The organism is Streptomyces sp. NPDC005070, from assembly GCF_053600395.1.
On record NZ_JBSFZS010000100.1, the window covers coordinates 1 to 22,875 of the forward strand.

Here is a 22,875-nt window from a genome sequence, read left to right on the forward strand (position 1 = left end):
CCGTCCCTCAACCACGGCGTCACCACGGTCGCGGGCGGCAACTGCGGGTTCACCCTCGCCCCGCTGAACCCGGACCGCGCCCGGATCCTGGCCCGGGTCGAGCGCGGCATGGCGGGCTCCGGTGAGCGGCCGCCGCGGCGTACGGCGCGCCCGCCGCTGCTCGGCTGGGCGCGTGTCCTGGGCGCCACGGCCGCGGTCGCGGGCGTCCTGGCGGTCGGGGGGTACGCGGTCGCCTCTGCGGTGAAGGACGACGGCCCGGCTCCGCGGACCGTGGCCGTCCCACCGGCCCCCGACCCCTCGCCGGACACGACCGGACGGGTGGTGGCCACGCCCGGACCCCGGCCTCGCTCCGGGACACCGGAAGCGTCGGACGGACCGCGTCCCTCCCCCTCGGACACCCCCGCGGCGACCGGGACCCCGGCACGGACGTCCGCCGGGGACACCGCGGACGGCCCGCTGCGGTCGGACGGCTCGGTCGACCCGCACAGCGACGACTTCTGGGCGCAGAGCGATGTCAGCCTGAAGACCACGAAGCGGCTCACCTCGCTCGCGGTCACGTTGAAGGTCGGGCAGACGGGCGGGGTGAGCGAGGCGGGTGCCTGGCTCTCGCTGCCCGGGAGCGACTTCACCACCACGGTCGCCGAGCGGGACGGCTTCCTCGTCTACACCTGGATCCTCAGGCCCGGTCGCACGGTCTGGCCGGGCACCTGGGTCTTCGCCGGCCAGTACGGCCACGATCGCGGCGGCCGGGACGTGAGGGACGACGGCTACACGGTGGCGGCGACCACCGCGGACGGTGAACGGGCCTCCGTGGCCGGGGACTTCACGGCCCGGAGCGCGGGAGACGGAGATCCGTAGCGACGCGGCCGCCGGCCCGGGCGCTCCTGGCCGGCAGGCGAACGCCCCCGACGGTCAGGACCGGCGGGGGCGTTCGCCCATGGGGGGAAGGCGTCAGCTCACGAAGTACGTGGGGTTCGGGAGCTTGTAGGTCTTGTCGGCGTAGCCGCCTTCGAGGTCCGAGTACTGGTCGCCGAAGTTGGCGACGATGTCGTACCCGAGGGACTCGATGTGCTTGCGGGTTCCGGCCTTGTACTGCACGGTCGTGCAGTTCCAGGCGGCGGCGGTGGCGCAGTCGCCCAGGTAGGCGGGCGGGTTGGCCGCGTCCTTGAGGAACATGTGCGCGGCGTCGAGGTTGACGTCGACGCCGATCTTCTTCAGGTTGTCGACCGCGGAGACGCGCTGCGACTCCTTCAGGCCGGAGTTGTAGAACACCTCGACGCCCTTGGAAGCGGCGTACTCGACGAGTTCCGGGCTGCCGAAGACGGCCGGACGGTCCGCCTGGGCGACGTAGGCGGCCCAGGAGGCCGAGTTGTAGGTGTAGTTGGTCTTCTTCTCGTAGTCGAGGGACAGCAGCAGCGTGTCGTCGATGTCGAAGACGACCGCGGCCTTCTCGTGCCGGTGGTGGGCCTTGCGGGCCGCCTGGTCGATGTACCGCTTGGCGGAGGCGTCGAGGCGGGCCAGGTCCTTGGCGTACGGGCTGTCGGGGGACGCCTGGTAGACACCCTTGCTGTCGGCGGTGGTGCCGTAGTAGGTGTCGATGTCCTTGACGAGGACGCCGATGTTGTAAGGCTCGTGCGTCGAGTTCGCCGTCGACTGACCGGCGGTGGCTACACCGGTGCCGTACAGGGCGGCACCGGCGACGACACAGGTCGCGGCGACGGCCGCGATGCGGAGTGGCTTATGCATGACAGGTTTTCTACGCGCGTAACGTCCATGGGCGCGAGACCTTTTGCCGGATCGATACATACTTTTCGGCCGACTTGGGCCTCGCGCCGGACGGTTGGGGCCCCAGCCCTGCGGGGGCGGCGGTCGGTTCATGGTCACGCCGATGGTCGTGCTGCCCGTCGCGAGGAAGGCGGTCGCGGGCAACGTACCGCCGGCCGAACGGGAGTTGTACGTGGTGGTGGCGTCCGTGGAGAGGGATCACGGACACCAGTCGCCGAGATAGGCGGCACGGGTGTGCGGCTCGGCCTCCGCGTCCGTGAGCTGGGGACGGTTCTCCCGGACGGTGATCAGCGCGCCGGGGCCCGTGTTGCGGTACTCGGCGAAGCGCTGGCTCTGCCACGGGTAGGCGGCGGACATGTTCGCATAGGGCGCGACCGCGTCGATGCCGGCGTCCAGACGGGTGTCGCGGACGGTCAGCATCGGCCGGGCGGTCGGGTCCGAGCCGGGCACCCAGGGGCGGGCCAGCTTGTAGAACGCGTCCGGCGCGGCACTGCTGATCCCGCAGCGGGTGACCAGGTAACCGCGCGGGTCGGCGACGGCCGTGGACGGCGCGAAGACGAAGCCGTACGGGGCGCCGGCCAGGTCCGTGCGGTCCAGGGTGCGGAAGTGGCAGCGCTCGAAGACCGCCGTCGCCCGCCCGAAGACGAAGTCCACGTCCCCTTCGACGTAACAGTCCCGGTAGTACTGCCGGGCGAAGGTGCCGAGCGCGATCGTGTCGGCGTACAGGGTGTCCTGGTGACCGAGGAAGCGGCACCGGTGGAACGCCGACCGGTCGCCCTGCACCTTGATCGCCACGGCCTGGGTGCCGGTGATCCCGGGGTGGTCACCGCGCAGCCAGTCGTTGGCGAAGGTCACCGCGCGGGCGGTGAAACCGTCGGTGCGCACGGTGGTCGTCGCCGACCCGGTGGTGCCGTAGGTGCCCGAACCATCGGGCCTGGGCGTGCCGTTGGCGTTGTCGTACACGACGACGACATCACGCGGGTCGCCGGAGGCGCCGATCCAGGTCATCTCGGATCCGGCGGCGCCGGGCAGGCCGGTCGCCGGGTCGACCGCTCCGACCGAGACCGTCTCGCGGTACACGCCGGGTGCGATGACCAGGGTGAATCCGGCGCCGGTCGCGGCGGTCACGGCGGCCTGCACGGTGGTGTGGTCGCCGAGACCGCCGGGGTGGACGTACAGCGTCCTCGCGTTCGGCCGCGCGGACGGCGAACCGTGGCGCCCGAACGGCGCCCGAACGGTGGCGCGGGCGGGGCCCGCGAGCACGGGAGCCAGCACGGCTCCGGTGCCCGCGGCGATGAACGCCCTTCTGCCGAGGGGCAGTCCGGTCATGGTCAGCAGATCCTTCCGGCGCCCGCGCGGTGGTCGACGATGCCGGGAACGGCCCTCGGCACATCGACCTTCGTCCGCAGGACCGGGGTCCAGCCGGCACCGGACCGGAGCGTCTCGGCGGGGATCTGCGCGTTGTGCACGGCGATCAGATCGGTGAGGACGCCGTTGACGTAGTTGTCGGACGCGGTCAGCGGCGCCTCCTTCCACTTCTTCAGGATCAGCCCGGCACCGACCGAGTCCGGCAGCGTGAACGCGTTGTGCTCCGCGACGAGCTGGGACTCCATGCCGATGCCGTAGCTGTAGCCGTAGGAGGAGTCGGCCACGAAGTGGTTGTTGTAGGAGTCCACTTGCCCGAAGCGCACGCGCGGGGCGCGCTCGACGAGGCCGGTGAACAGGTTGTGGTGGAGGGTGACCTTCAGATGGCCCCGGTCGACGGCGGCGGTCGCCGCGCTGTCGCTGTTGCCGATCAGGATGGTCTTGTCGTGGTCGGCGAAGACGTTCCAGGAGGCGGTCACGTAGTCGGCGCCCTTGACGATGTCCAGTTCGCCGTCGTGCTGCTCGTAGATCCGGCCGTAGTAGGCCGGCAGCGAACTGTCCGGGTGGTCGCCATCGGTGAACGTGTCGTGGTCGAGCCAGACGTGCGTGGCGCCGTAGACGACGGCGCTGTCGTACTCGGAGTTCCAGTTGCCGGTGTCGCCGTCGGTGGGGTCCCACTGCGGGAAGCAGTCGAGGGGGCTCTCGAAGGTGAGGTTGCGGACGATGACGTTGTCGACGTCCTTGATCTGGAGGCTCGCGCCCGTGAAGCCCGCGTTCTCTCCGACGCCGACGATGGTCGTGTTCGCCGGGACGTACGCCTTGATGGCGGCGTCCTGGTGGGCGGCGGAGGCGGCCCGCAGGTCCTCCTGCTCGCCGCTGACGACCTGGTCGTACCCCCACACCGCGGGGTCGTAGTCGGCGAGGTACTGATCGAAGTCGTAGCCGGGGGCGGCGAAGGAATCGCAGCCGGAGGCGTTGGCGTCGATCGTGCCCCTCACCTTGATGATCTTCGGCGCGCTGCCACCCGCGGCCAGCGCGGCCTTGAACTCCGCCCACGTCGTGACCGTGCTGACCTGCGCGGCGGCGGCGGCCGAGCCGCCGGTGGTGCCGGTCCCGTCGGACGCCCAGCCGTCGCCCGCGGCGAGCGTCTGCCGGCCGAGGTCGCGCGGACGGGCCTCGGCGGTGGTGCCGGTGACGGCGAGCACGAGGGCGGTGCAGCCGATCAGCGCGGCGGCTCTCCGTACGGTGACCGCACGCCAGCCTGTGGCATGCGCATGCCATTCCTGTGTGTGCATGGTGCGCCTCTCTTTCCTTCGGGTCCAGCGATTCAGGCAGGGGGCCAGGTGATCCAGGACTCGGGTATCCCGGCGTCCGGACGGCGTACGTCCCGGGGCGTGAGCACCCGGCGGCGCAGCAGCCCGGCCGCGACGAGACGGGCCACGGCGATGGCACCGGGCGGGTTGAAATGCGTGTTGTCCTGTTCGGTCGCGGTCCAGTTGAAGTACCGCTTCGTCTCCTCGGCGCCGAGCCGCTGCCACAGCGCGATGGACAGGGCCTGGATGTCGAGGAGCGCCACATGCTCGGCCGCGGCGAGCGCGCGCATCGACGCCGGGTAGTCGCCGTGCGTCGGCACCGCGTTGCCGTCGGCGTCGAACTTCCTGCGCTCCACCGGGGTCGCGAGCACCGGCCGGGCGCCCCGGGCCCGCGCCCCGTCGAGGTAGTGCCGCAGGCAGTCCTGGAACGTCGTCCATGGCTCGGTGTAACGCGTCGGGTCGGCGGTCTTCTCGTCGTTGTGCCCGAACTGGACGAGCAGGAGGTCGCCGGGCCGGATGACGTCGAGGATCGCGGCGAGTCGCCCCTCGTCGATGAAACTCTTCGAACTGCGGCCGTTCACGGCGTGGTTGGCGACCGTGACGTCCTCGCGGAGGAAGAACGGGAGGGCCATGCCCCACCCGGTCTCGGGTGCGGCGTCGGCGTACTTCTGGGCGGCGGTGGAGTCGCCCGCGATGTGGAGGGTACGCGGCCCGCGGTGCGGGGCGGCGAGCGCCGGGCCCGCCGCGGCGACGGCGAGCGGTAAGGCGGCCACGGCCGCCGAGGTGACCTGTCTGCGCGTGAGGGACACGGGCGTGTGCCTTTCGACAGAGGTTTCCGTAGAAGTCCGGCCGAGGTCCGGCCGAGAATTCGGCGGGGCGACGGGACTGCGGGGCGACGGGACTGCGGGGCGGCCGTGGCGCGACGGGCGCCACGGCCGGGCCCCGCGGGCGCGTCGGACTAGTGATGGGCCTTCCAGTCGGCCTGCGCCGTGTTGAGCTGGTCGGCCAGCGTGTCCAGGAAGTCCTTCACGCTCATCTTGCCGAGCAGCACCTTCTGGAAGCCGGGCTCGTTGTCGGCCTTGGAGATGGTGTTCCAGTCGGGCAGGTAGTAAGGAAGCTGCACGATCTTGGTGCCGGCGCCGTTCAGCGCCTCGGCGGCCAGCTTGGTCGGCTCGGCCTGCTGGATCCAGGCGTCCTTGGCGGCGTCGGTGTTCGCCGGCACCTGTCCCGCCGACTCGTTGAACTTGGAGTTCTCCTCCGCCGAGACGGCGAACTCGATGAACTTCCAGGCGGCCGCCTTGTTCTTGCCCGACTTGAACAGGCTCAGACCGTCGACCGGGTTGGAGATCTGCACCCGTGTGCCGTCGTCCAGGGTGGGGTTCGGGATGCCGCGGAACTTGCCGCCCAGCGCCTTCACGTGGTCCTGGTAGGAGCCGAGGTTGTGGCTCAGCATGCCGATGGTGCCGCTGTCCCACTGCGCGACCATCTTGGTGAAGTCGTTGTTGACGTCGGCGGACGGGGTGGCCTTCTTGTAGAGGGCGACGTACTTCTCCAGGGCCGCCACGTTCTTCGGGTCGTTGACGGTGGTCTTGTCGCCGTCCCAGAACGAGGTGATGCCGCTCTGGCCGTACGCCGCGTCCAGCGCCGGGGCGATGGAGCCCTCGCCGCCGCGAATGGTGAAGCCGAACTTGTTCTTGCCCTTGTCCGTGAGCCTGGACGCGGCGTCGTAGAACTTCGACCAGGAGGTCGGCGCGTCCAGGCCCGCCGACGTGAACAGGTCGGTGCGGTACCAGAGCGTGCCGTTGTTGGCGGAGGTCGGCACCTGGTAGAGCTTGTCTCCGCCGCTCGCGGACCGGCTGACATCGAGCAGGTTCCGGCTCAGCTTTCCGTTCAGCGCGCTCTTCTCGATCCGGCTGTCCAGCGGCTCAAGGGCCCCCTGGACGGCGACCTCGGCGAGCATGGCGGTGCCCACGCCTCCGACGTCGGGCAGACCGCCGCCCTGGATGGCGGTGTCGTACTTGGACTGCGCGCTCGCCGCCGGGATGCCGACGTAGTTGACCTTGATGTCCGGGTACTTCTTCTCGAAGTCGGCGATGATCTGCTTCCAGATGTCGGTGCGGACACCGCCGTTGTTGTCCCAGAAGGTGATCTCGCCCTTGCCGGAGCCCTCGGTGCCCTTGTCGCCCGCGCTGCCGCTGCCGTCGTCACCACAGGCGGTGACGGTCAGCGCGAGCACGGATCCGAGGGCGACGGCCACGGCGGCACGCCGGGCACCCGGGACGCGGGGCCTTCTCGGGCCGTTCGCCAGTGGGCCGTTCGCCAGCGGACTGTTCCCGAGTGGGCTGTTCCCGAGTGGGCTGATCTTCATCGGTCGGCTCTCTTCTTCCGGATCCAACGGAGTGGTGGGGTCGGTGAGGTGCCCTCGGAGATCGGCACCCGGCTGCTCAGGGAAGGGACGCGCCCTTCCCTCCACATCCGGCAAGCGCTTGCTACGGAGGTGCGACATTGCGGCTCCCAACAGGCGGACGAACACTGATGAACGCTGACGAACGACGGACGAACGCTGACGAACGGCGGACGGTGACCCTCAGGGGGCCGCGGTGACTCGGAAACGCGTGAAGGTGGCGGCCCCCGCGTGCCCCGCGCCGGACGGCGCGAGCGCGAACAGGCCCAGCAGGGCGCCGGTCCAGCGCCGGCCGGTCGCGGCGAAGACCTGCCCCGAGGGCTGCCGGCCGCCGCCGACGTCGTAGGAGAAGCGGCAGCGGGCTCCCGCGCCGATCTCGATCCACAGCCGGGCCCGGCCCTCGGGCGCCGGGCGTGCCGGAGCGGCGTCGCGCTCGCCCTCGCACCGGCCCGAGCGCACGGCGGGTGCCCCGACGGCCGCAGTCTCGGCGAACCGGTGCACGAGCCGTACCGATCCGCCCGGCTCGCGCTGAAGCCCGATCCAGCCGAACGCGTCCCCGAGCACCACGAGCCCGGCCCGCGCCCCGGGCTCCTCGCTGTCGAGGCACAGGTCGACCTGGACGGTGGCGGCCGCGCCGGGCATCCGCTGGGTGAGGACGTGCGGCAGTCGGCGCAGGTCGTGGGCGTCGGCCGTACGGACACAGGTCAGCCGCAGTCCGTCGCCGGAGTGCTGGGTGGCCCAGCCGTCCTGGGGGTTGGCGGTCCACTGCCACTGGCGCCCGGAACGGCCGCCGGGGAAGTCGTCGTCGGTGGCGGGCGCGGACGGCGGCTGGTCCGGCAGGTCCGGCTTGCGGTGGACGCCCACGGGGGCACCCCGGTCGCCGAGCACCGGCCAGCCGTCCGCACCCCAGCGCATCGGCTGGAGGTGGACCACCCGCCCGTAGGCCCCGCGCTGCTGGAAGTGCACGAACCAGTCCTCGCCCGCCGCCGTGCGCACCCAGCCGCCCTGGTGCGGGCCGTTGACGCGGGTGCTCCCCTGTTCCAGCACCACCCGCTCCTCGTAGGGCCCGAAGAAGCCGCGCGACCGGAAAGCGCCCTGCCAGCCCGTCTCGACTCCCCCGGCGGGCGCGAAGATCCAGAACCAGCCGTCGTGGCGGTAGACCTTGGGCCCTTCGAGGGTGAACCAGCCCGGGATCAGGTCGGCGTCGACGATCACCTTCCCCTCGTCGAGCAACGCGGTGCCGTCGGGGCACATCCGGTGTCCGGTGAGCCGGTTCTTCACTCCCGAACGGGACTTGGCCCAGGCGTGCACGAGATGGGCCTCGCCGGTCTCCTCGTCCCACAGCGGGCAGGGGTCGATGAGCCCCCGGCCCTCCTTCACCAGGTGCGGCCGGGTCCAAGGGCCTCTGATCTGCGGGGCGTTGACCTGGAAGATGCCGTGGTCGGGGTCACCCCAGAAGATCCAGAAGCGGCCGTCGTGGTGGCGCAACGCGGGAGCCCACACACCGCAGTCGGGCTTGGGGTTCCTGAACTCATGTGCGGGCTCGAGGCGTTGGAGGGCGTGCCCGACGAGGGTCCAGTTCACCAGGTCGCGCGAGTGCAGCAGCGGCAGGCCGGGGGCGCGGCCGAAGCTGGAGGCGGTGAGGTAGAAGTCGTCGCCGACGCGGAGCGGATCGGGGTCGGACCAGTCGGCGTCGAGGACGGGGTTGCGGTAGGTGCCGTCACCGAGGTCGGCGGAGGGCAGGGCCATCAGGGGCTCACCGCCTTGCGGACCAGCGCGGCGGCACCGGTCCGGTCGAGGGCGCCGTCGGCGACGACGGTGACGACCCGGCGTACGAGCGTGTCCCCCGCCTCGACGGTGAGCCGCCGGCCGGAGGCGAGCGAGGAACCGATGCCCGGGTACTCGGCGGCGCGGACGAACCACGGGTCGCGGCGGGTCCCCGCGGTCGCCCCGGCGAGGACGAGCGTCCAGCCGGCTCCCGCGAGGGCGAGCCAGTCGGCGGGGCGCGCGTGCACCGCTTCCTCGCCCTCGGTGTCGGCGGTGAACACGCGCGGGGCGGCCCGTTCCTTGGGGGCCCGCCAGAAGAAGCCTCCGTAGGCCGCGCCCGGCCGTCCATTGGTGGCGGGGCTGCCGATCGAGAGGACGCGCTCGGTGATGTTCGTGAGCGAGAAGGTGAAGTCCAGTGCCCAGGCACTGTCCGTGAGAGCGACGGCCGCGACCGTACGGCGTTCCCGCAGCAGTTCGGTGCCCGCGGCCGTCCAGCGCAGCTCCTCCACGAAGCCGTCCGGGTCGCGCAGTTGGAAGCCGGCGTGCCGCTGGATGCCGTGGTTGTCGAGCTCGGTCGGCCCCCGGTCGCGGACGTAGGTGCGTCCGCCCCAGAAGTTGTGCCCCTCGACGTCGGGTACGGCGACACCGACGCCGAGGTGGTGTGGGTGATCGGCCGGACCGGTCTCGGTGACGGCCGTGCCGGCCAGGGTGGTGACGGGGTGCAGGTACGGGCGCGGCGAGAGCCGGGCCGGCAGCGCGGGCCGGGTGACGTAGCGGGCGACGCGGCGGCCACCGATCCGCAGGACCATCAAGTCGTCGTTCATCCGGAGCTCACCTCTTTCGGGCGCGCCCAGGAGGCGCCGAGTTCGGAGTAGAGGGCGAGGGTGTCGGCGGCGGCCGCGACGAGTCCGTCGATGCCGGGCACGACCCGGCGTCGTTCGCCGGCGACCGTCCGCCAGGCGTCCGGGGGCAGTGCGACCGGGTCGGGGGCCTGCCGGATGGCTTCGACGACCTTCATGAAGGCGCCCGTCGACTCGGGCGTGACCAGCAGTTCGGCGCCGCCGGTCAGATGGTCGGCCAGGTTCTCCAGCAGGTCGGTGCGGCCGTACCGGATCTCCTCGGGGCCGTGTCCGGACCGCTGCACGAGCACCCGGTCCTGCTTGTACCAGAAGGTGATCCGGCCGCCGGTGCCGTGCACCAGGACGTACGGTTCGCCGGGGCGTTCGGCGCAGAGTGTGGCGGCGACGGTGATCCGGCCCCCGGTGGTCGTCACCCGTACGCACGAGGTGTCGTCGGACTCGATGTCGTTGGCGCGCAGCAGTTCGGTCCGGATCGCGGTGACGTCCTCGGCGCGGGTCGAGCCGTCCAGCGCGAGGGCCGTGGCGACGGCGTGGGCCAGCGGGTTCGTCAGGACCCCGTCGACGACGTCGGCGCCGTCGAGCCGGCGCCTGCCCGCCCAGGGCGCGCGACGGAAGTAGGCCTCGTCGCGGACCCAGGCGCCGGCCCCGCCGATTCCGGTGACCCGGCCGAGCGCGCCCTCGGTGATCATCTTCCTGATCGCCGGCACCGCGTGCGAGCCGAGCGACTGGAAGCCGATCTGGCAGACGGCTCCGGCCGCCGCGACGCCGTCGGCCATCCGCCGGAACTCGGCGTAGGAGGGCGCGGGCGGCTTCTCCAGGAGCAGGTGGACGCCCCTGCGCGCGGCGGTCAGCGCGAGGTCGGTGTGGGTGGGGATGGGGGTGCAGATCACCGCGACGGCGGCGCCGGTGGAGTCGAGGAGCGCCCCGAAGTCGGCGGACTGCTCGACGTGCTGTCCGCCCAGTTCCTCCTCGGTGAGCGGGTTCAGCTCGCAGACCCCGGCGAGGCGCACCAGTCCCTTGTCCTGGAGCCGGCGGATGTTGTCCAGGTGCCAGCGGCCGTGCCCCCGGGCCCCGGCGAGGACGACGGGCAGCGGCGTGCCGGCCGGGTGTCGGTCGCGGCCCTGGCGCGAGGGGGTGGTCATCCCTTCACCGCCCCGGCACTGAATCCGGTGATCAGCCATTTCTGGATGAAGGCGAAGACGACGACCACGGGGACGGCGGCGATGATGCCGCCCGCGGCGAGCGCGCCCAGGTCGACACTGTCGGAGCTCATCAGGGTGTTGAGGCCGACCGGGATGGTCTGCTTGCTCTGGTCGCTGAGGAACATCAGGGCGAACAGGAAGTGGTTCCAGGCGTGTACGAAGGCGAAGGAGCCGACGGCGATCAGTCCGGGCCGCAGCAGCGGGAGGACGACGATCCGGAAGGCGTCGAAGCGGTTGCAGCCGTCCACCCAGGCAGCCTCCTCCAGGGTGTAGGGCACGTTCCGGATGAAGCCGCTGATGAGGATCATCGACAGCGGCAACTGGAAGACCGTCTCGGCGATGACGACGCTGACCAGCGAGTTGATCATCCGGAGCTCGGCGAAGATCTGGAAGAGCGGGACCAGGAGCAGGGCGCCCGGCACGAACTGGGAGCAGAGCAGCGCGAGCATGAAGCCGCGTTTGATCCTGAAGTCGAAGCGGGCGAGCGCGTAGCCGCCGGCGAGCGCGACGAGCGTGGTCATCACCAGGGTGGCGACGGCGATGATCACGCTGTTCTGGAAGTAGGTCCCGAAGCTGCGCTCGGTCCACACCTTGTCGAAGTGGTCCAGCGTCATGGGCCAGGGCACGAGGGAGGTGGATCCGGCGGGGCGCAGCGCGAAGAGCAGGATCCAGTAGAAGGGGACCAGGGTGAAGAGGAGGTAGCCGCCGAGGGGGACGTAGATCTGCCAGCGCGGGGCCTCGTCCCAGGCGCGCCGTTTCCTCGCCGTGCGCGGTCGGGGTTCCTCGACGGGCGGGGCGGGTGCGGCCGGGGCGATGGTCCCGGCGTCCTTGGTGATCACTTGTCCCCGCCTCCGAACTTGCTCAGCCGCAGATAGACGATCGAGCAGAACAGCAGAATCACGAACGCGACCGTGGTGAGGGCGGAGGCGTAGCCGAAGTTGTGGGCGTCGACGCTGGTGTTGGCGATGTAGAGCGGGAGGGTCGTCGTCTCGCCGGCGGGTCCGCCGCCGGTGAGCGTGTAGAGCAGGTCGACGTTGTTGAACTCCCAGACGGCGCGCAGCAGTGTGGAGAGGACGATCGCGTCCTTGAGGTGGGGCAGCGTGATGTGCAGGAACTGGCGGAGTCGGCTCGCTCCGTCGACCTCGGCGGCCTCGTACAGGTCCTTGGAGACGGACTGGAGGTCGGCGAGGATCAGGATCGCGAAGAAGGGGACCCCGCGCCACAGGTCCGCGACCACGGCCGCCGGGAAGACGGTGGAGGTGTCCGAGAGCCAGCTCGTCCCGTACGAGCCGATGCCCGCGTCGGCGAGGTAACGGGTGATGCCCGTCTGGGAGTTGTAGAGCAGCACCCAGATCGCCGAGGTCAGCACGCCGGAGACGGCCCAGGGCGAGAAGACCAGCGCGCGCCCGGCCGCCCGGCCGACGAAGGTCTGGTTGACGATCAGCGCGAGCGCTAGGCCGAACAGGAGCTGGAGGCCGACCTCGACGACGACCCATTGCGCGCTGAAGGTCAGCGTGTCCCAGAACTGGGGGTCGTCGGTGAAGGCGTGCACGAAGTTGTCGAGGCCCGCGTAGCCGTTGCGCCACGGTTTGGTCGGGTTGTAGTTCTGCAGGCTGTAGTAGAAGACGCTGATGACGGGATAGGCGATGAAGCCCAGCATCAGCAGCGCCGCCGGGGCGATCAGCAGATAGGGCAGCCTGCGCGGGGTCACGGAGGCACGGCGCCGCCGGGGTGGCGCGGGCGGTTTCGCCACGGCTGCGGCTTGGGCCATGACTGTTCTCCGTTCGCAGTGGGGCAGGTACAGCGAGTGCAGGAAGCGCTTGCTACGCGCTCATGGGTCGGGCGGTACTTTCCGTGTGCGGTCGTGGGGGCCTCAGCCGGCGTAGGGGTCCGGCACCTTGCCCGGACGGGCCAGGAACGCGAAGTCGCAGCCGGTGTCGGCCTGGGTGATCTGGTCGTTGTAGAGCGCGCCGTAGCCGCGTTCGTACCGGACGGGCGGCGGAGTCCACGCGGCCCGCCTGCGCTCCAGCTCCGCGTCGTCCACATGGAGCCGGAGCGAGCGTGCCGCGACGTCGAGGGTGATCAGGTCCCCGCTCCGTACGAGGGCGAGCGGGCCGCCGACGTGGGACTCGGGCGCCACGTGCAGCACGCAGGTGCCGTAACTCGTGCCGCTCATCCGGGCGTCGGAGATCCGCACCATGTCCCGGACGCCCTGCTTCAGCAGATGGCCGGGGATGGGCAGCATCCCGTACTCGGGCATGCCCGGGCCGCCCTTGGGGCCGGAGCCCCGCAGCACGAGGACGCTGTCCGCGGTGATGCCGAGCGACGGGTCGTCGATGGTCCGCTGCATCGTGCGGTAGTCGTCGAAGACGACCGCGGGACCGGTGTGCTTGAGCAGGTGCGGTTCGGCGGCGATGTGCTTGATGACGGCGCCGTCGGGGCAGAGGTTGCCGCGCAGGACGGCCACACCGCCCTCGGCCGCGACCGGGTTGTCCCGGGTGCGGATGACGTCGTCGTTGTGCACCCGGGCGCCCGCGAGCTGCTCGCGCAGGCTGTCGTGGGACACCGTGGGCCGGTCCAGGTGCAGCAGGTCGGTGATCCGGGAGAGGAACCCGGGCAGGCCGCCGGCGAAGTGGAAGTCCTCCATGAGGTACTTCCGTCCGCCGGGCCGGACGTCGGCGAGGACGGGCACGGTCCGGGCGATCCGGTCGAAGTCGTCCAGGGTGAGGGTGACACCGGCCCGTCCGGCCATGGCGATCAGATGGATCACGGCGTTCGTCGAACCGCCGATGCCGAGCACCGTCGTGACCGCGTCCGTGAAGGCCTCCGCGGTCAGGATGTCGGACAACGTCCGTTCCTTGTGGACGAGTTCGACGATCCTGAGTCCCGCCGCGGCCGCCATCCGGTCGTGCCCGGAGTCGACGGCGGGGATGCTCGACGCGCCGGGGACGGTGACGCCGAGCGCCTCCGCGGCGGCCGTCAGCGTGGACGCGGTGCCCATCGTCATGCAGTGCCCCGGCGACCGGGCGAGCCCGCTCTCCAGCTCGGTCATCTCACAGTCCCCGATGAGGCCCGCGCGCTTGTCGTCCCAGTACTTCCACATGTCGGTGCCGGAGCCGAGGACCTCGTTGCGCCAGTGGCCCGGGAGCATGGGCCCGGCGGGCACGAAGACGGTCGGCAGGTCGACCGAGGCGGCTCCCATGAGCAGCGCGGGCGTGGTCTTGTCGCAGCCGCCCATCAGCACGGCCCCGTCCACCGGATACGACCGCAGCAGCTCCTCGGTCTCCATCGCGAGCAGGTTGCGGTAGAGCATCGGGGTCGGCTTCTGGAACGTCTCGCTCAGCGTGGACACCGGGAATTCGAGCGGGAATCCGCCGGCCTGCCACACTCCCCGCTTGACGGCCTGGGCGCGGTCGCGCAGGTGCACATGGCACGGGTTGATGTCGGACCAGGTGTTGAGGATCGCGACGACCGGCTTGCCCAGGTGCTCCTCGGGGAGGTAGCCGAGCTGCCGGGTCCTGGCCCGGTGGCTGAACGAGCGGAGCCCGTCGGTGCCGTACCACTGATGGCTTCTGAGATCCTCGGGCCGTTTCACAGGGACCATCCGGCGGCTATGGCGGCGACCTCGGACCGCTCGTTCGCGGTCAGCGGCCGGCTCGGCGGGCGCACGTCACGGCGGCACAGGCCCAGCGAGGAGAGGGCTTCCTTGACGACGGTGACGTTGTTGGCGGAGGCGTCGGCGGCGCGCAGTTCCTCGAAGCGGCGGATCCGCTCCCAGACCTTCATCGCGGCCGGGTAGTCGCCGGACCGGAGGGCCTCGATCATGTTCAGCGAGACGGCCGGGGCGACGTTCACCAGGCCCGAGGTGAATCCGGTGGCGCCTGCGGAGAAGTACGAGGGGGCGTAGGGCTCGGCGAGTCCGGCCACCCAGACGAACCGGTCGAGGCCGGCGTCCCGCGCGAAGGACGCGAAGCGCGCCGCGTCGGGGACGGCGTACTTCACGCCGATGACGTTCGGGCAGGCGTCCGCGAGTTCGGCGAGCCGTGAACCCGCGAGCACCGGATTGCGGATGTACGGCACGACGCCCAGCTCCGGAACGGACTGGGCGATCGCCCGGTGGTAGTCGACCCAGCCGCCCTCCGAGACATAAGGGTGCACGGGCTGATGGACCATCACCATCGGCGCGCCGAGGGAGCGTGCGTGCCGCGCGGAGGCGACGGCGGTGGGCAGATCGTGTCCGACGCCGACCAGGACGGCCGCGCGGTCGCCGGCCTCCTCGACGGTCAACTCGGTTGTGGTCCGGCGCTCTTCGGGGGTGAGGGCGTAGAACTCGCCGGTGTTGCCGTTGGGGGTGAGGGTGCGGACGCCGCCGTCGATGAGCCGGCGCAGCAGGGCCCGGTGGGCGTCCCGGTCTATCGTGCCGTCCTCGGCGAAGGGCGTCACCGGGATCGCCACGACCTCGGCGAGTGCCGCCCGCTGGGTCTCGAACGTCGCTGTCATTCCTGTCCGTCCTCTTCCTGGCCCTGCGGGAAGGCCCGTCGCACGAACGAGGCGATGTGCGCGTGCAGCGCCGCGGCCGCGCCGTCGGCGTCACCGTCGAGGGCGAGGCGCAGGATCTCCCGGTGCTCGCTCGCCTCCCGCTCCCAGGAGGGATCGGAGGCCCAGGCGACCGCCGAGACGAGAGCCGCCTGGTCGCGCACCTCGTCGAGCATCCGGCCGAGCAGCGGGTTGCCGCAGGGTGCGTACAGGGCGCGGTGGAACTCCCGGTTGGCCAGGGACCGTTCGGCGGTGTCGGCGGCGCCGTCGGCACGGGTGAGCGCGTCGCGGGCGGCGTCCAGGGACGCCTTCCGGCGCACCACCCGCCGCAGCGCCTCGGGTTCGAGGAGCAGCCGTACGTCGTACACCTCGCGCGCCATGTCCGCGTCCACCATGCGCACCGTGACGCCCTTGTACTGGTTCATCACGACGAGCCCGGTACCGGCCAGGGTCTTGAGCGCCTCGCGCACCGGGGTCTTCGACACCCCGAACTGCGCGGCGAGGTCGGTCTCGACCAGAGCCTGCCCTGGGGTCAACTGCCCGGTGAGGATGCGGTGTTTGATCCCCTCCAGCACGAACTGCGTGCGGGACGGGATCGGGGTGGGCACAGAGGTCATGCGCGCCTCTCTGGTCTCACGTCTCGGATCACGGGAGCCGGGTGCCGGCCGTGGACGGCGGTTCCCGGTCTCGTGTATCGCGTCTCATATATGACGTACGAAGTACGACGCGTTGAAGGTAGGAGCGTGACCGTGTTTCGTCAACGCTTCCGACAGAGGAAGTTGCGGAGACGCGTGGGGTGCGGGGTGCCGGAAGGCCCGGATCTCCCGGATCCCTTCGCCCGGGGCGAGGTGCGTCGGATGTTCGCTCGCGCGATGTGGTCCTGGGGCACGCGAACGGGCCGCCCGGTCGGTGGGCGGCCCGTGACGTGTCGAGGGAGCGCCTGGACACGTGTGCTCGCGTGAACGGATCTTCCGTTACGGCTTCCGGCCCGGGTCACGGCCGCTGAGGCCGATCACGCGGTCGAGGAGCGGTGCGTCGTCGGGCACCGGCACGATGGGACCGAAGATGCCCCCGACGCGGGTCGGGTCGTCGGCCACGCCCATGAGGAACCGGTGTGTCACCCGCAGGGCGGTTTCGTCGGGTGCGTAGTCCTGGCCGGTGGCCCGCGCGAGGTCCCAGCCGTGCACGACCAGTTCGTCGGCGGCGACGGCCGCCGCGACCTCGGCCGGGAGTGTCACTCCGCCCGCCCGGGTCGTGCCGGTCCAGGCGGCTGGGTCCCGCCAGGCGTCGGCGAGTTCGTCGAGCGCCTTCGGCAGGGCCTCGCGCCAGCCCGGCTCGATGTCGGGCACGGCGACGGTGGGGCTGGTGTCGGTCGCCGGGCCCAGGTCCTTGCGCCCGGCATCGCGAAAGGCGACGGCCAGTCCGGCCAGATGCCCGAGCAGGTTGTGCACCGCGTACTGCGGACAGGGGGTCGCCCCGTCGAGCTGCGCGTCCGTGACACCCTCCGCGAGGCGTGCCACGACGAGGGCCTGCGGCCCGAAGTCGAAGGTCTGGCCGGTCATCCGATTCTCCTCAGTACGCGTATTCGTCTGCTTGTCCGGTTCGGGGACCCGCGGGACCACGGGCCGCTCCCGTGAGCGAGACCCGTCGGGGCACCTTCGCTCGCGAGTCCCGCGGGACGGGCCCCACGGGGTACACCCGTGAGCGAAGCCGTAGGCACACCCGTGAGCGAAGCCGTGGGTGCACCTGCGGGCGCACACCCGCGAGCGAAGCCCGTGAGGCGGGCCCGTGGGTGCACTCCCGTGGGGTAGACGCCGTCCGTACCGGAAACTCATCGGTTCCCTGGACCGAAGGTTCCCGCACCGGGGCCGCCGGACGGCCCGACACCCGGCCGCCCGCTCCTCCGTATGCAGCAGCGGCGCAGGCGGGCGGACCACCCGGGACCGAAGCTGGGCGTGCCCTGGCCCCGCCCGACTCGGGAGACCCTCCATGCCACTGCCCCGCCGCCCCCGGCTCCGTACGTCCCTCGGCGCCCTGCTGGCCGCCGCCTGCCTGACCGGTGCCGTGTCCGGACCGGCCGACGCCGGCTCCGGTTCCGGTTCCGGCTCCGCGGACCGCGACCGCGCCCTGCGGCAGCAGCTCGAAGCGTTGGTGCGCAGCCCCGGCGGCCCGCCCGGAGTCATCGCCGTCCTGCGCCGCGGCGGCGAGTCCCGCATCGTGCGCGCCGGGGTCGCCGACCTGGACAGCGGACGTCCGATCGACCCGGACGACCACACGCGGATCGCGAGCACGGCGAAGGCGTTCAGCGGTGCCGTGGCACTGCGTCTGGTGGACCGGCGCGCGCTCTCCCTCGACGACACGATCGGCCGCCGGCTGCCGTCCCTGCCCCGGCAGTGGCGTGCCGTGACGCTGCGCCAGCTCCTGAACCACACCAGCGGGCTTCCCGACTACTCGCAGGACCCCGAGTTCCTCAGGATCCTCACCGCCGATCCGCGCCACCACTTCGACTCGCGCCGGCTGCTCGACTTCGTGGCCGACGAACCACTGCTGTTCCGGCCGGGGTCGAAGTACCAGTACTCGAACTCGGACAACATCGCGGTCGCGCTGATGGCCGAGGCGGTCACGGACCAGCCCTACGAGCAGTTGCTGCGGGGGCTCGTCTACCGGCCGCTCGGCCTGCGCGACACGAGCCTCCCGCAGGGCTACGAGCTGCCCGAGCCGTACATGCACGGTTACGACGTCACGCCGCCGAATCCCCCGGAGGACGTCAGCGAGCTGATCAGCGCGTCGGGCGTGTGGGCGTCGGGCGGGATCGTCTCGACCCCGGCGGACCTGACCCGGTTCATCCGCGGGTACGCGGGCGGGGCCCTGATCTCCAAGGCCACCCTGCGCGAGCAGCGCCGATGGATCGACGGGGCCTCCGAGCCGGCGGGTCCCGGCAGGAACAAGGCGGGAGCGGCGATCTTCCGCTACTCCACCCGCTGCGGAGTGGTCCTCGGCCACACCGGCAACTTCCCCGGCTACACCCAGTTGATCGCCGCCACGCCGGACGGCCGGAGGTCCCTGACCTTCACACTCACCACCCAGGTGAACAAGACGAACAAGCCCGAACTGCTGGAGCGGCTGCGGACGGTCGAGGAGAACTTCGTCTGCGCGCTGCTGAAGGACTGACGCGCGCCGGCGGGCGCCCGCAGCTCCGGGCGCCCGCTCCCCTCAGAGCGTTCACCTTCAGACCATTGCAACAGACCGAACAGTTAACGTTGCGTTAGAGTCAGCATCATTGCAATGAAATCTCGGCAGTCACCTGCAAGAACAGCAGAATTACGCAACAAGCATGTTGCCCGATCCTCGAATGCAACGTAGCGTTTCCAATGTCAGAAACACAGGGAACGCACGCGAAGCAGACCATGGAGAGCATCATGCAGAAGTTCGACACCACCGCCCCCGTCTCCGCGATCATCGACATCCCGGCGGGACACATCCGCTTGATCGCCGCCGACCGCACCGACACCATCGTCGAGGTCCTGCCCGCAGACGCCTCCAAGGGCCGCGACGTGAAAGCGGCGGAGCAGGCCGAGGTCTCCTACGCCGACGGCGTCCTGCGCGTGGAGATCCCGGGGGCGAGGAACCGGGGCCTCGGCCCGTCCGGGTCCGTCGAGGTGACCGTGCGGCTTCCGGCCGGCTCCCGTGTCGAGGCGAAGGCGGCCGCCGCCGGGTTCCGCGGCGTGGGACGGCTCGGCGACGTCACCTTCGAGGGCGGCCACCGCTCGGTCGAGCTCGACGAGGCGGACAGCGTCCGCCTGACCGGCCTCGACGCCGACATCTCCGTCGGCCGCCTGCACGGCCCGGCCGAGATCAGCACCCAGAAGGGCGACCTGACCGTCAGCGAGGCCGCCCGCGGAACGCTCACGCTGAGCACGCAGAAGGGGGACATCACCGTCGGCGCCGCCCCCGGGGTCTCCGCCGCCCTGGACGCCGGCACCACCCTCGGCCGGATCAGCAACGCGCTCACGAACGCCGGCGCCACCCCCGGCCTGACGATCCACGCGACCACCGCCCACGGTGACATCACCGCCCGCACGGTGAAGGGCTGAAGGCACGACCCGCTCCGCCCCCTACCGCCCCCGTCCGGGGCGGCGGGGGCGGAGCGATGAGGTCCCGCGACAGGTCCGAGGAGCCGGAAACCCCCTCTAGGGCCTGTCTGACAATTCCCGTCTGCCTGGCTCTAGTCCAGCCCCGCCAACGCCCGCCGCACGGCCTCCAGATCGGCGTCCGAGGCCAACCCCGCGTGATACAGCCGCAGTTCCGTGGCTCCGAGCTCGGCCGCGCGGGCCGCGTCGGCCGCCAGACCGTCCGGCCGGCCCCCCATCCCGGACACCACGGTGAAGTTGGCGGCCAGCACCCTCCCCCGCGCTCCCGCCCGCACCGCGTCCGCGAACGGCGTCAGCAGGCCCGCGCCTCCGGTGCACGGCACGACCACACCGTCGGCCGCGGACAGGATGTGGCCGGGGTCCACCCCGGCGTTGGCGCCGCAGTGGAAGGAGACGGGGTCGGCGTGCAGCAGCACCTGGAACCCGGCCGGCGCGGCGGAACGGACCGCCGAGACCGTCTCCTCCTGGAGCGAGCGGGCCACCTGGTCGCGCCAGACGCGGGTGGCCGCCGCGGTCCCCGCCCCGAGCAGCTTCTCCACCCCGGCCCAGCCGCCGCCGGACGGCTCCCCCCGCCACACCGGCTCCAGCGCCCCGCGCACGAAGGACGCCAACTCCTCCGCGTCCAGGCCCTGTCGGCCGTATCCGTCCGCGCACACGGCGCAGAAACACAGGGACATCAGATACTGCCCTGCGTCCCCGAGCGGCACCCCGCCGGTTTTGTCGTGGGCGTGCAGATGGGCGAGCCCGTACCAGCCGAGCGACTCCAGTTCCGTACCCGTGGCACCGGGCCGGACCGCGGCCTCCACCGCGAGGTCGGCCAGGTAGGCACGGGTGGCGGGCTGGGCGACGCAGGGGGCCCAGGGATAGCGGTCCCCATGGGCGTTGACGACGGAGGTGGCCGGATGTTCCTCCCCCATACGGGAGTTGTGCGCGAGCACGACCCAGGTGTGGACGTCGAGCCCCGCCCCGGCGAGCGCGGCGGCGGCCTCGCCGTACGCGTCACCGGGCGCCCAGTCGCCGGCCGGGTACGGGCGCAGGGCCCGGCCTCGCCACCGCGCCTCGTCCACGGGAAAGAGCACGGCGGCGTGCGCGGCGGTGACGATCCGGTGCCGCGGGTGGCGAGGGGTCAGCGCGCGCGTGGAGTGATAGGCGGACGCGAGCGTCACCTGGCGGACGCCGAGAGCCGCGGTCCTGGCGGCGGCCTCCGGGTCCCCGTTGACGTCCCAGGGGTAGAGGAACGCGGACGTCCTCACATGCCCTCCTCGATGAGCGCGTACCCGCGGTCGATGAGCTGCGCGAGCTGCTTGACATGGTCCTCGGCCGGTTCGTGCAGCGGGGGCCGGACCTCGCCGACGTCCAGTCCGCGCAGCCGGACACCCGCCTTGACGAGGGCGACCGCGTAGCCGCGCCCCCGCGCCCGCAGGTCGACGAAGGGCCGGTAGAAGCCGTCCAGCAGCCGGTTCACCGTGGCGTCGTCCCCGGTGTTCAGGGCGCGGTGGAAGGCCAGCGCGATCTCGGGGGCGAAGCAGAAGACCGCCGAGGAGTAGAGCGTGATCCCCAGCCCCCGGTAGGCGAGCCCGGTCAGTTCGGCCGTCGGCAGACCGTTGAAGTAGAGGAAGTCGCCGGGCGCCTCGCTGCGTACGGCGCTGACGATCCGCTGCATCAGGTCCAGGTCGCCGAGCCCGTCCTTGAAGCCGATGATCCCCTCGGTGCGGGCGAGTTCGACCACACTCGCGGGGGTGAAGACGGCGTTGTCGCGCTGATAGACGACGACGTCCAGGGAGGTGGCGGCGGCGATCTCCCGGTAGTGGCGGAGCAGCCCCTCCTGCCCGGCCGTCACGAGATACGGCGGCATGGCGAGCAGCCCGTCGGCACCGGCGGCCTCCGCGAGGCGCGCGTAGCGCACGGCGAGAGCGGTTCCGTATCCGGCGCCCGCGACCACCGGGACACGCCCCTCGGCCGCCTCCACCGCGGCCCGTACACAGGTCTCGAACTCCTCGGGCACGAGCGCGTGGAACTCGCCGGTGCCGCAGCACGCGAAGACCGCCGCCGCGCCCGCCTCGACACCGCGCCGGACATGCTCCCGGTAGACGCCGGGGTCGACGGTGCCGTCGGGGCCGTACGCGGTGACGGGGAAGAAGAGCGGCCCGCTGGGGATGCTCAGCCGGGCGGCAAGAGGGGCTGACGTCACGGACTCTCCCTTAAAAGGTGCCCATCGAGTGCATGTTTCTGATCCATGTCCATATCTCTGAACTCGCCCACGCTAAGCCGCCGCCTCGGGGCTGGTCAAGCACGCAAACCCGCAACTCGAAGGCGGATTTCCCCCCTCCGCGCGACACTTGACGCGGCACGTCAGCGCTCCTTAGCGTGTCCATGAATGTGAATGTCATACACAGATACGGCTGACTGGCGGACCCCGCCGACCGCCCCGCGACACCCCGGCCCCGGCACACCCGCCCGCACGGAGGAGACCCCCATGCCCGCTCCCCGCACCGTTCTGCTCACCGGCGCCGCCGGGGGACTCGGCAGCCTGATGCGCGGGCTGCTGCCGGCGTACGGCTACGAGCTGCGCCCGCTCGACATGCTCCCGGTCGCGGGCGAACCGGAGGCGATCACCGCGGACCTCGCCGACCGGGCGGCGCTGCGCGAGGCGGTACGGGGCGTCGACGCGATCGTCCACCTCGCGGGCATCTCCCTGGAGGCCTCCTTCGACAAGATCCTCAAGGCCAACATCGAGGGGACGTACAACCTGTACGAGGCGGCGCGCGAGGAAGGCGTACGCCGTGTCGTCTTCGCCTCCTCCAACCACGCGGTGGGCTTCACCCCGCGCCCGGTGGGCGACGGCCCCCTGATCCCGGTCGACACCCCGCGCCGCCCCGACACCTTCTACGGGCTCTCCAAGTCGTTCGGCGAGGACCTCGCCCAGCTCTACTGGGACAAGCACGGCCTGGAGACCGTCTCGGTGCGCATCGGGTCCTGCTTCCCGGAGCCGACGAGCGTGCGCATGCTCTCGGTGTGGATGAGCCCCGAGGACGGCGCCCGCCTCTTCCACGCCGCCCTGACCGCCAAGGACGTGGGGCACTCGGTCGTCTACGGCTCGTCCGCCAACACCCGTCTGTGGTGGGACCTTTCGTCGGCGCGGGCCCTCGGCTACGAACCGCGCGACGACTCCGAGCCGTACGCGGAGAAGCTCATCGCCGAACAGGGGGAGCTCGACCCCGCCAACCCGGACCACGCCCACCTGGGCGGCCACTTCACGACGCACCCGCCGATCTGGCCGTACTGACCACGGCCGAAAAGGCGGGGACGTCGGGCGGACAGCGAATCCGCCCGGCGCGGGGACGGGCGGACAGCGGAACCGCCCGGCAAGAGGCGGGCGGGCCGGAAACGGGCCCGCCCGCCCCCGCGTTCGGGCACGGCCCCTGCCCGATCCCCCCGCTCCCCCTGCTCCGCCCCAGGTCCGCCGCGGGCGGCCACGGCGCCGAACGGGCA

Annotated in this window: 20 protein-coding genes; 4 read left to right on the forward strand and 16 right to left on the reverse strand. The window is 71.6% G+C overall.

The annotated features are described in order from the left end of the window. The first annotated feature begins 63 nt into the window (after positions 1-63). The gene (locus ACWEBX_RS27940; protein WP_451887584.1) at positions 64-858 is read left to right on the forward strand and encodes a hypothetical protein; all 795 of its coding nucleotides are present in this window, start codon (positions 64-66) and stop codon (positions 856-858) included. A 93-nt stretch (positions 859-951) separates the two neighbouring features. Here ACWEBX_RS27940 and ACWEBX_RS27945 read toward each other — a convergent pair whose 3' ends face one another. From ACWEBX_RS27945 to ACWEBX_RS28010, 14 genes are all read right to left on the reverse strand, one after another. Beyond that, positions 952-1,746, reverse strand: a complete 795-nt coding sequence (locus ACWEBX_RS27945; protein WP_451887561.1) for an HAD family acid phosphatase — start codon at positions 1,744-1,746, stop codon at positions 952-954. A 237-nt stretch (positions 1,747-1,983) separates the two neighbouring features. Then, a complete protein-coding gene (locus tag ACWEBX_RS27950; RefSeq protein WP_451887562.1) occupies positions 1,984-3,114 on the reverse strand; it encodes a pectinesterase family protein in 1,131 nt (376 codons plus the stop codon). A 2-nt stretch (positions 3,115-3,116) separates the two neighbouring features. After that, a complete protein-coding gene (locus tag ACWEBX_RS27955; RefSeq protein WP_451887563.1) occupies positions 3,117-4,445 on the reverse strand; it encodes a pectate lyase family protein in 1,329 nt (442 codons plus the stop codon). A 32-nt stretch (positions 4,446-4,477) separates the two neighbouring features. Further along, a complete protein-coding gene (locus ACWEBX_RS27960) occupies positions 4,478-5,272 on the reverse strand; it encodes a rhamnogalacturonan acetylesterase (protein WP_451887564.1) in 795 nt (264 codons plus the stop codon). Between the two features lie 149 nt (positions 5,273-5,421). Continuing rightward, positions 5,422-6,831, reverse strand: coding sequence for an ABC transporter substrate-binding protein (locus tag ACWEBX_RS27965; RefSeq protein WP_451887565.1), 1,410 nt, complete (start codon positions 6,829-6,831; stop codon positions 5,422-5,424). A gap of 219 nt (positions 6,832-7,050) precedes the next feature. After that, positions 7,051-8,616, reverse strand: coding sequence for a family 43 glycosylhydrolase (locus tag ACWEBX_RS27970; protein ID WP_451887566.1), 1,566 nt, complete (start codon positions 8,614-8,616; stop codon positions 7,051-7,053). Further along, positions 8,616-9,458 carry a DUF6807 domain-containing protein gene (locus tag ACWEBX_RS27975; protein ID WP_451887567.1) on the reverse strand — a complete coding sequence of 281 codons (843 nt, stop codon included), beginning with the start codon at positions 9,456-9,458 and terminating at the stop codon, positions 8,616-8,618. The genes ACWEBX_RS27970 and ACWEBX_RS27975 overlap by 1 nt, the downstream gene beginning before the upstream one ends. Next, entirely contained in the window at positions 9,455-10,636 is a 1,182-nt protein-coding gene (locus ACWEBX_RS27980) for a Gfo/Idh/MocA family protein (protein WP_451887568.1), read from the reverse strand. The genes ACWEBX_RS27975 and ACWEBX_RS27980 overlap by 4 nt, the downstream gene beginning before the upstream one ends. Further along, positions 10,633-11,535 (reverse strand): carbohydrate ABC transporter permease, encoded by a 903-nt coding sequence (locus ACWEBX_RS27985; RefSeq protein WP_451887569.1) that lies wholly within the window; start codon positions 11,533-11,535, stop codon positions 10,633-10,635. The genes ACWEBX_RS27980 and ACWEBX_RS27985 overlap by 4 nt, the downstream gene beginning before the upstream one ends. Then, entirely contained in the window at positions 11,532-12,467 is a 936-nt protein-coding gene (locus tag ACWEBX_RS27990; RefSeq protein ID WP_451887570.1) for a carbohydrate ABC transporter permease, read from the reverse strand. The genes ACWEBX_RS27985 and ACWEBX_RS27990 overlap by 4 nt, the downstream gene beginning before the upstream one ends. Positions 12,468-12,569: 102 nt before the next feature. Further along, complete coding sequence (araD, locus tag ACWEBX_RS27995; protein ID WP_451887571.1) at positions 12,570-14,300, reverse strand: L-arabinonate dehydratase; 1,731 nt, start codon at positions 14,298-14,300, stop codon at positions 12,570-12,572. Beyond that, positions 14,288-15,196, reverse strand: a complete 909-nt coding sequence (locus ACWEBX_RS28000) for a dihydrodipicolinate synthase family protein (RefSeq protein WP_451887572.1) — start codon at positions 15,194-15,196, stop codon at positions 14,288-14,290. Before ACWEBX_RS28000 ends, araD begins: the two co-directional genes overlap by 13 nt. After that, on the reverse strand, positions 15,193-15,849 hold the full coding sequence (locus ACWEBX_RS28005; protein WP_361685799.1) for a GntR family transcriptional regulator: 657 nt from the start codon (positions 15,847-15,849) through the stop codon (positions 15,193-15,195). Before ACWEBX_RS28005 ends, ACWEBX_RS28000 begins: the two co-directional genes overlap by 4 nt. Positions 15,850-16,206: 357 nt before the next feature. Continuing rightward, on the reverse strand, positions 16,207-16,794 hold the full coding sequence (locus ACWEBX_RS28010) for a TIGR03086 family metal-binding protein (protein ID WP_451887573.1): 588 nt from the start codon (positions 16,792-16,794) through the stop codon (positions 16,207-16,209). Positions 16,795-17,221: 427 nt separating this feature from the next. Here ACWEBX_RS28010 and ACWEBX_RS28015 point away from each other — a divergent pair, with 427 nt between their 5' ends. Both ACWEBX_RS28015 and ACWEBX_RS28020 read left to right on the forward strand, forming a co-directional pair. Continuing rightward, positions 17,222-18,403, forward strand: coding sequence for a serine hydrolase domain-containing protein (locus ACWEBX_RS28015; protein ID WP_451887574.1), 1,182 nt, complete (start codon positions 17,222-17,224; stop codon positions 18,401-18,403). Between the two features lie 248 nt (positions 18,404-18,651). Continuing rightward, on the forward strand, positions 18,652-19,326 hold the full coding sequence (locus ACWEBX_RS28020; protein WP_451887575.1) for a hypothetical protein: 675 nt from the start codon (positions 18,652-18,654) through the stop codon (positions 19,324-19,326). Positions 19,327-19,457: 131 nt separating this feature from the next. On the opposite strand, the gene ACWEBX_RS28025 is transcribed toward ACWEBX_RS28020, so the two are convergent. Then, positions 19,458-20,636, reverse strand: coding sequence for a hypothetical protein (locus ACWEBX_RS28025; protein ID WP_451887576.1), 1,179 nt, complete (start codon positions 20,634-20,636; stop codon positions 19,458-19,460). Next, a complete protein-coding gene (locus ACWEBX_RS28030) occupies positions 20,633-21,574 on the reverse strand; it encodes a 5-dehydro-4-deoxyglucarate dehydratase (protein WP_451887577.1) in 942 nt (313 codons plus the stop codon). Before ACWEBX_RS28030 ends, ACWEBX_RS28025 begins: the two co-directional genes overlap by 4 nt. Positions 21,575-21,859: 285 nt before the next feature. On the opposite strand from ACWEBX_RS28030, the gene ACWEBX_RS28035 reads away from it, so the two are divergent. After that, entirely contained in the window at positions 21,860-22,669 is an 810-nt protein-coding gene (locus ACWEBX_RS28035) for an NAD-dependent epimerase/dehydratase family protein (RefSeq protein ID WP_451887578.1), read from the forward strand. Positions 22,670-22,875 lie beyond the last annotated feature (206 nt).

Excerpts from the sequence above, each read along its gene's own strand:
- ACWEBX_RS28020 (WP_451887575.1), top strand. The coding sequence starts at position 18,652 with ATGCAGAAGTTCGACACCACCGCCCCCGTCTCCGCGATCATCGACATC.
- ACWEBX_RS27970 (WP_451887566.1), bottom strand. The coding sequence starts at position 8,616 with ATGGCCCTGCCCTCCGCCGACCTCGGTGACGGCACCTACCGCAACCCC.
- ACWEBX_RS28000 (WP_451887572.1), bottom strand. The coding sequence starts at position 15,196 with ATGACAGCGACGTTCGAGACCCAGCGGGCGGCACTCGCCGAGGTCGTG.
- ACWEBX_RS27950 (WP_451887562.1), bottom strand. The coding sequence starts at position 3,114 with ATGACCGGACTGCCCCTCGGCAGAAGGGCGTTCATCGCCGCGGGCACC.
- ACWEBX_RS28035 (WP_451887578.1), top strand. The coding sequence starts at position 21,860 with ATGCCCGCTCCCCGCACCGTTCTGCTCACCGGCGCCGCCGGGGGACTC.
- ACWEBX_RS28010 (WP_451887573.1), bottom strand. The coding sequence starts at position 16,794 with ATGACCGGCCAGACCTTCGACTTCGGGCCGCAGGCCCTCGTCGTGGCA.
- ACWEBX_RS27955 (WP_451887563.1), bottom strand. The coding sequence starts at position 4,445 with ATGCACACACAGGAATGGCATGCGCATGCCACAGGCTGGCGTGCGGTC.
- ACWEBX_RS27975 (WP_451887567.1), bottom strand. The coding sequence starts at position 9,458 with ATGAACGACGACTTGATGGTCCTGCGGATCGGTGGCCGCCGCGTCGCC.
- araD (WP_451887571.1), bottom strand. The coding sequence starts at position 14,300 with ATGGTCCCTGTGAAACGGCCCGAGGATCTCAGAAGCCATCAGTGGTAC.
- ACWEBX_RS27990 (WP_451887570.1), bottom strand. The coding sequence starts at position 12,467 with ATGGCCCAAGCCGCAGCCGTGGCGAAACCGCCCGCGCCACCCCGGCGG.
- ACWEBX_RS28015 (WP_451887574.1), top strand. The coding sequence starts at position 17,222 with ATGCCACTGCCCCGCCGCCCCCGGCTCCGTACGTCCCTCGGCGCCCTG.
- ACWEBX_RS27980 (WP_451887568.1), bottom strand. The coding sequence starts at position 10,636 with ATGACCACCCCCTCGCGCCAGGGCCGCGACCGACACCCGGCCGGCACG.
- ACWEBX_RS27945 (WP_451887561.1), bottom strand. The coding sequence starts at position 1,746 with ATGCATAAGCCACTCCGCATCGCGGCCGTCGCCGCGACCTGTGTCGTC.
- ACWEBX_RS28005 (WP_361685799.1), bottom strand. The coding sequence starts at position 15,849 with ATGACCTCTGTGCCCACCCCGATCCCGTCCCGCACGCAGTTCGTGCTG.
- ACWEBX_RS27965 (WP_451887565.1), bottom strand. The coding sequence starts at position 6,831 with ATGAAGATCAGCCCACTCGGGAACAGCCCACTCGGGAACAGTCCGCTG.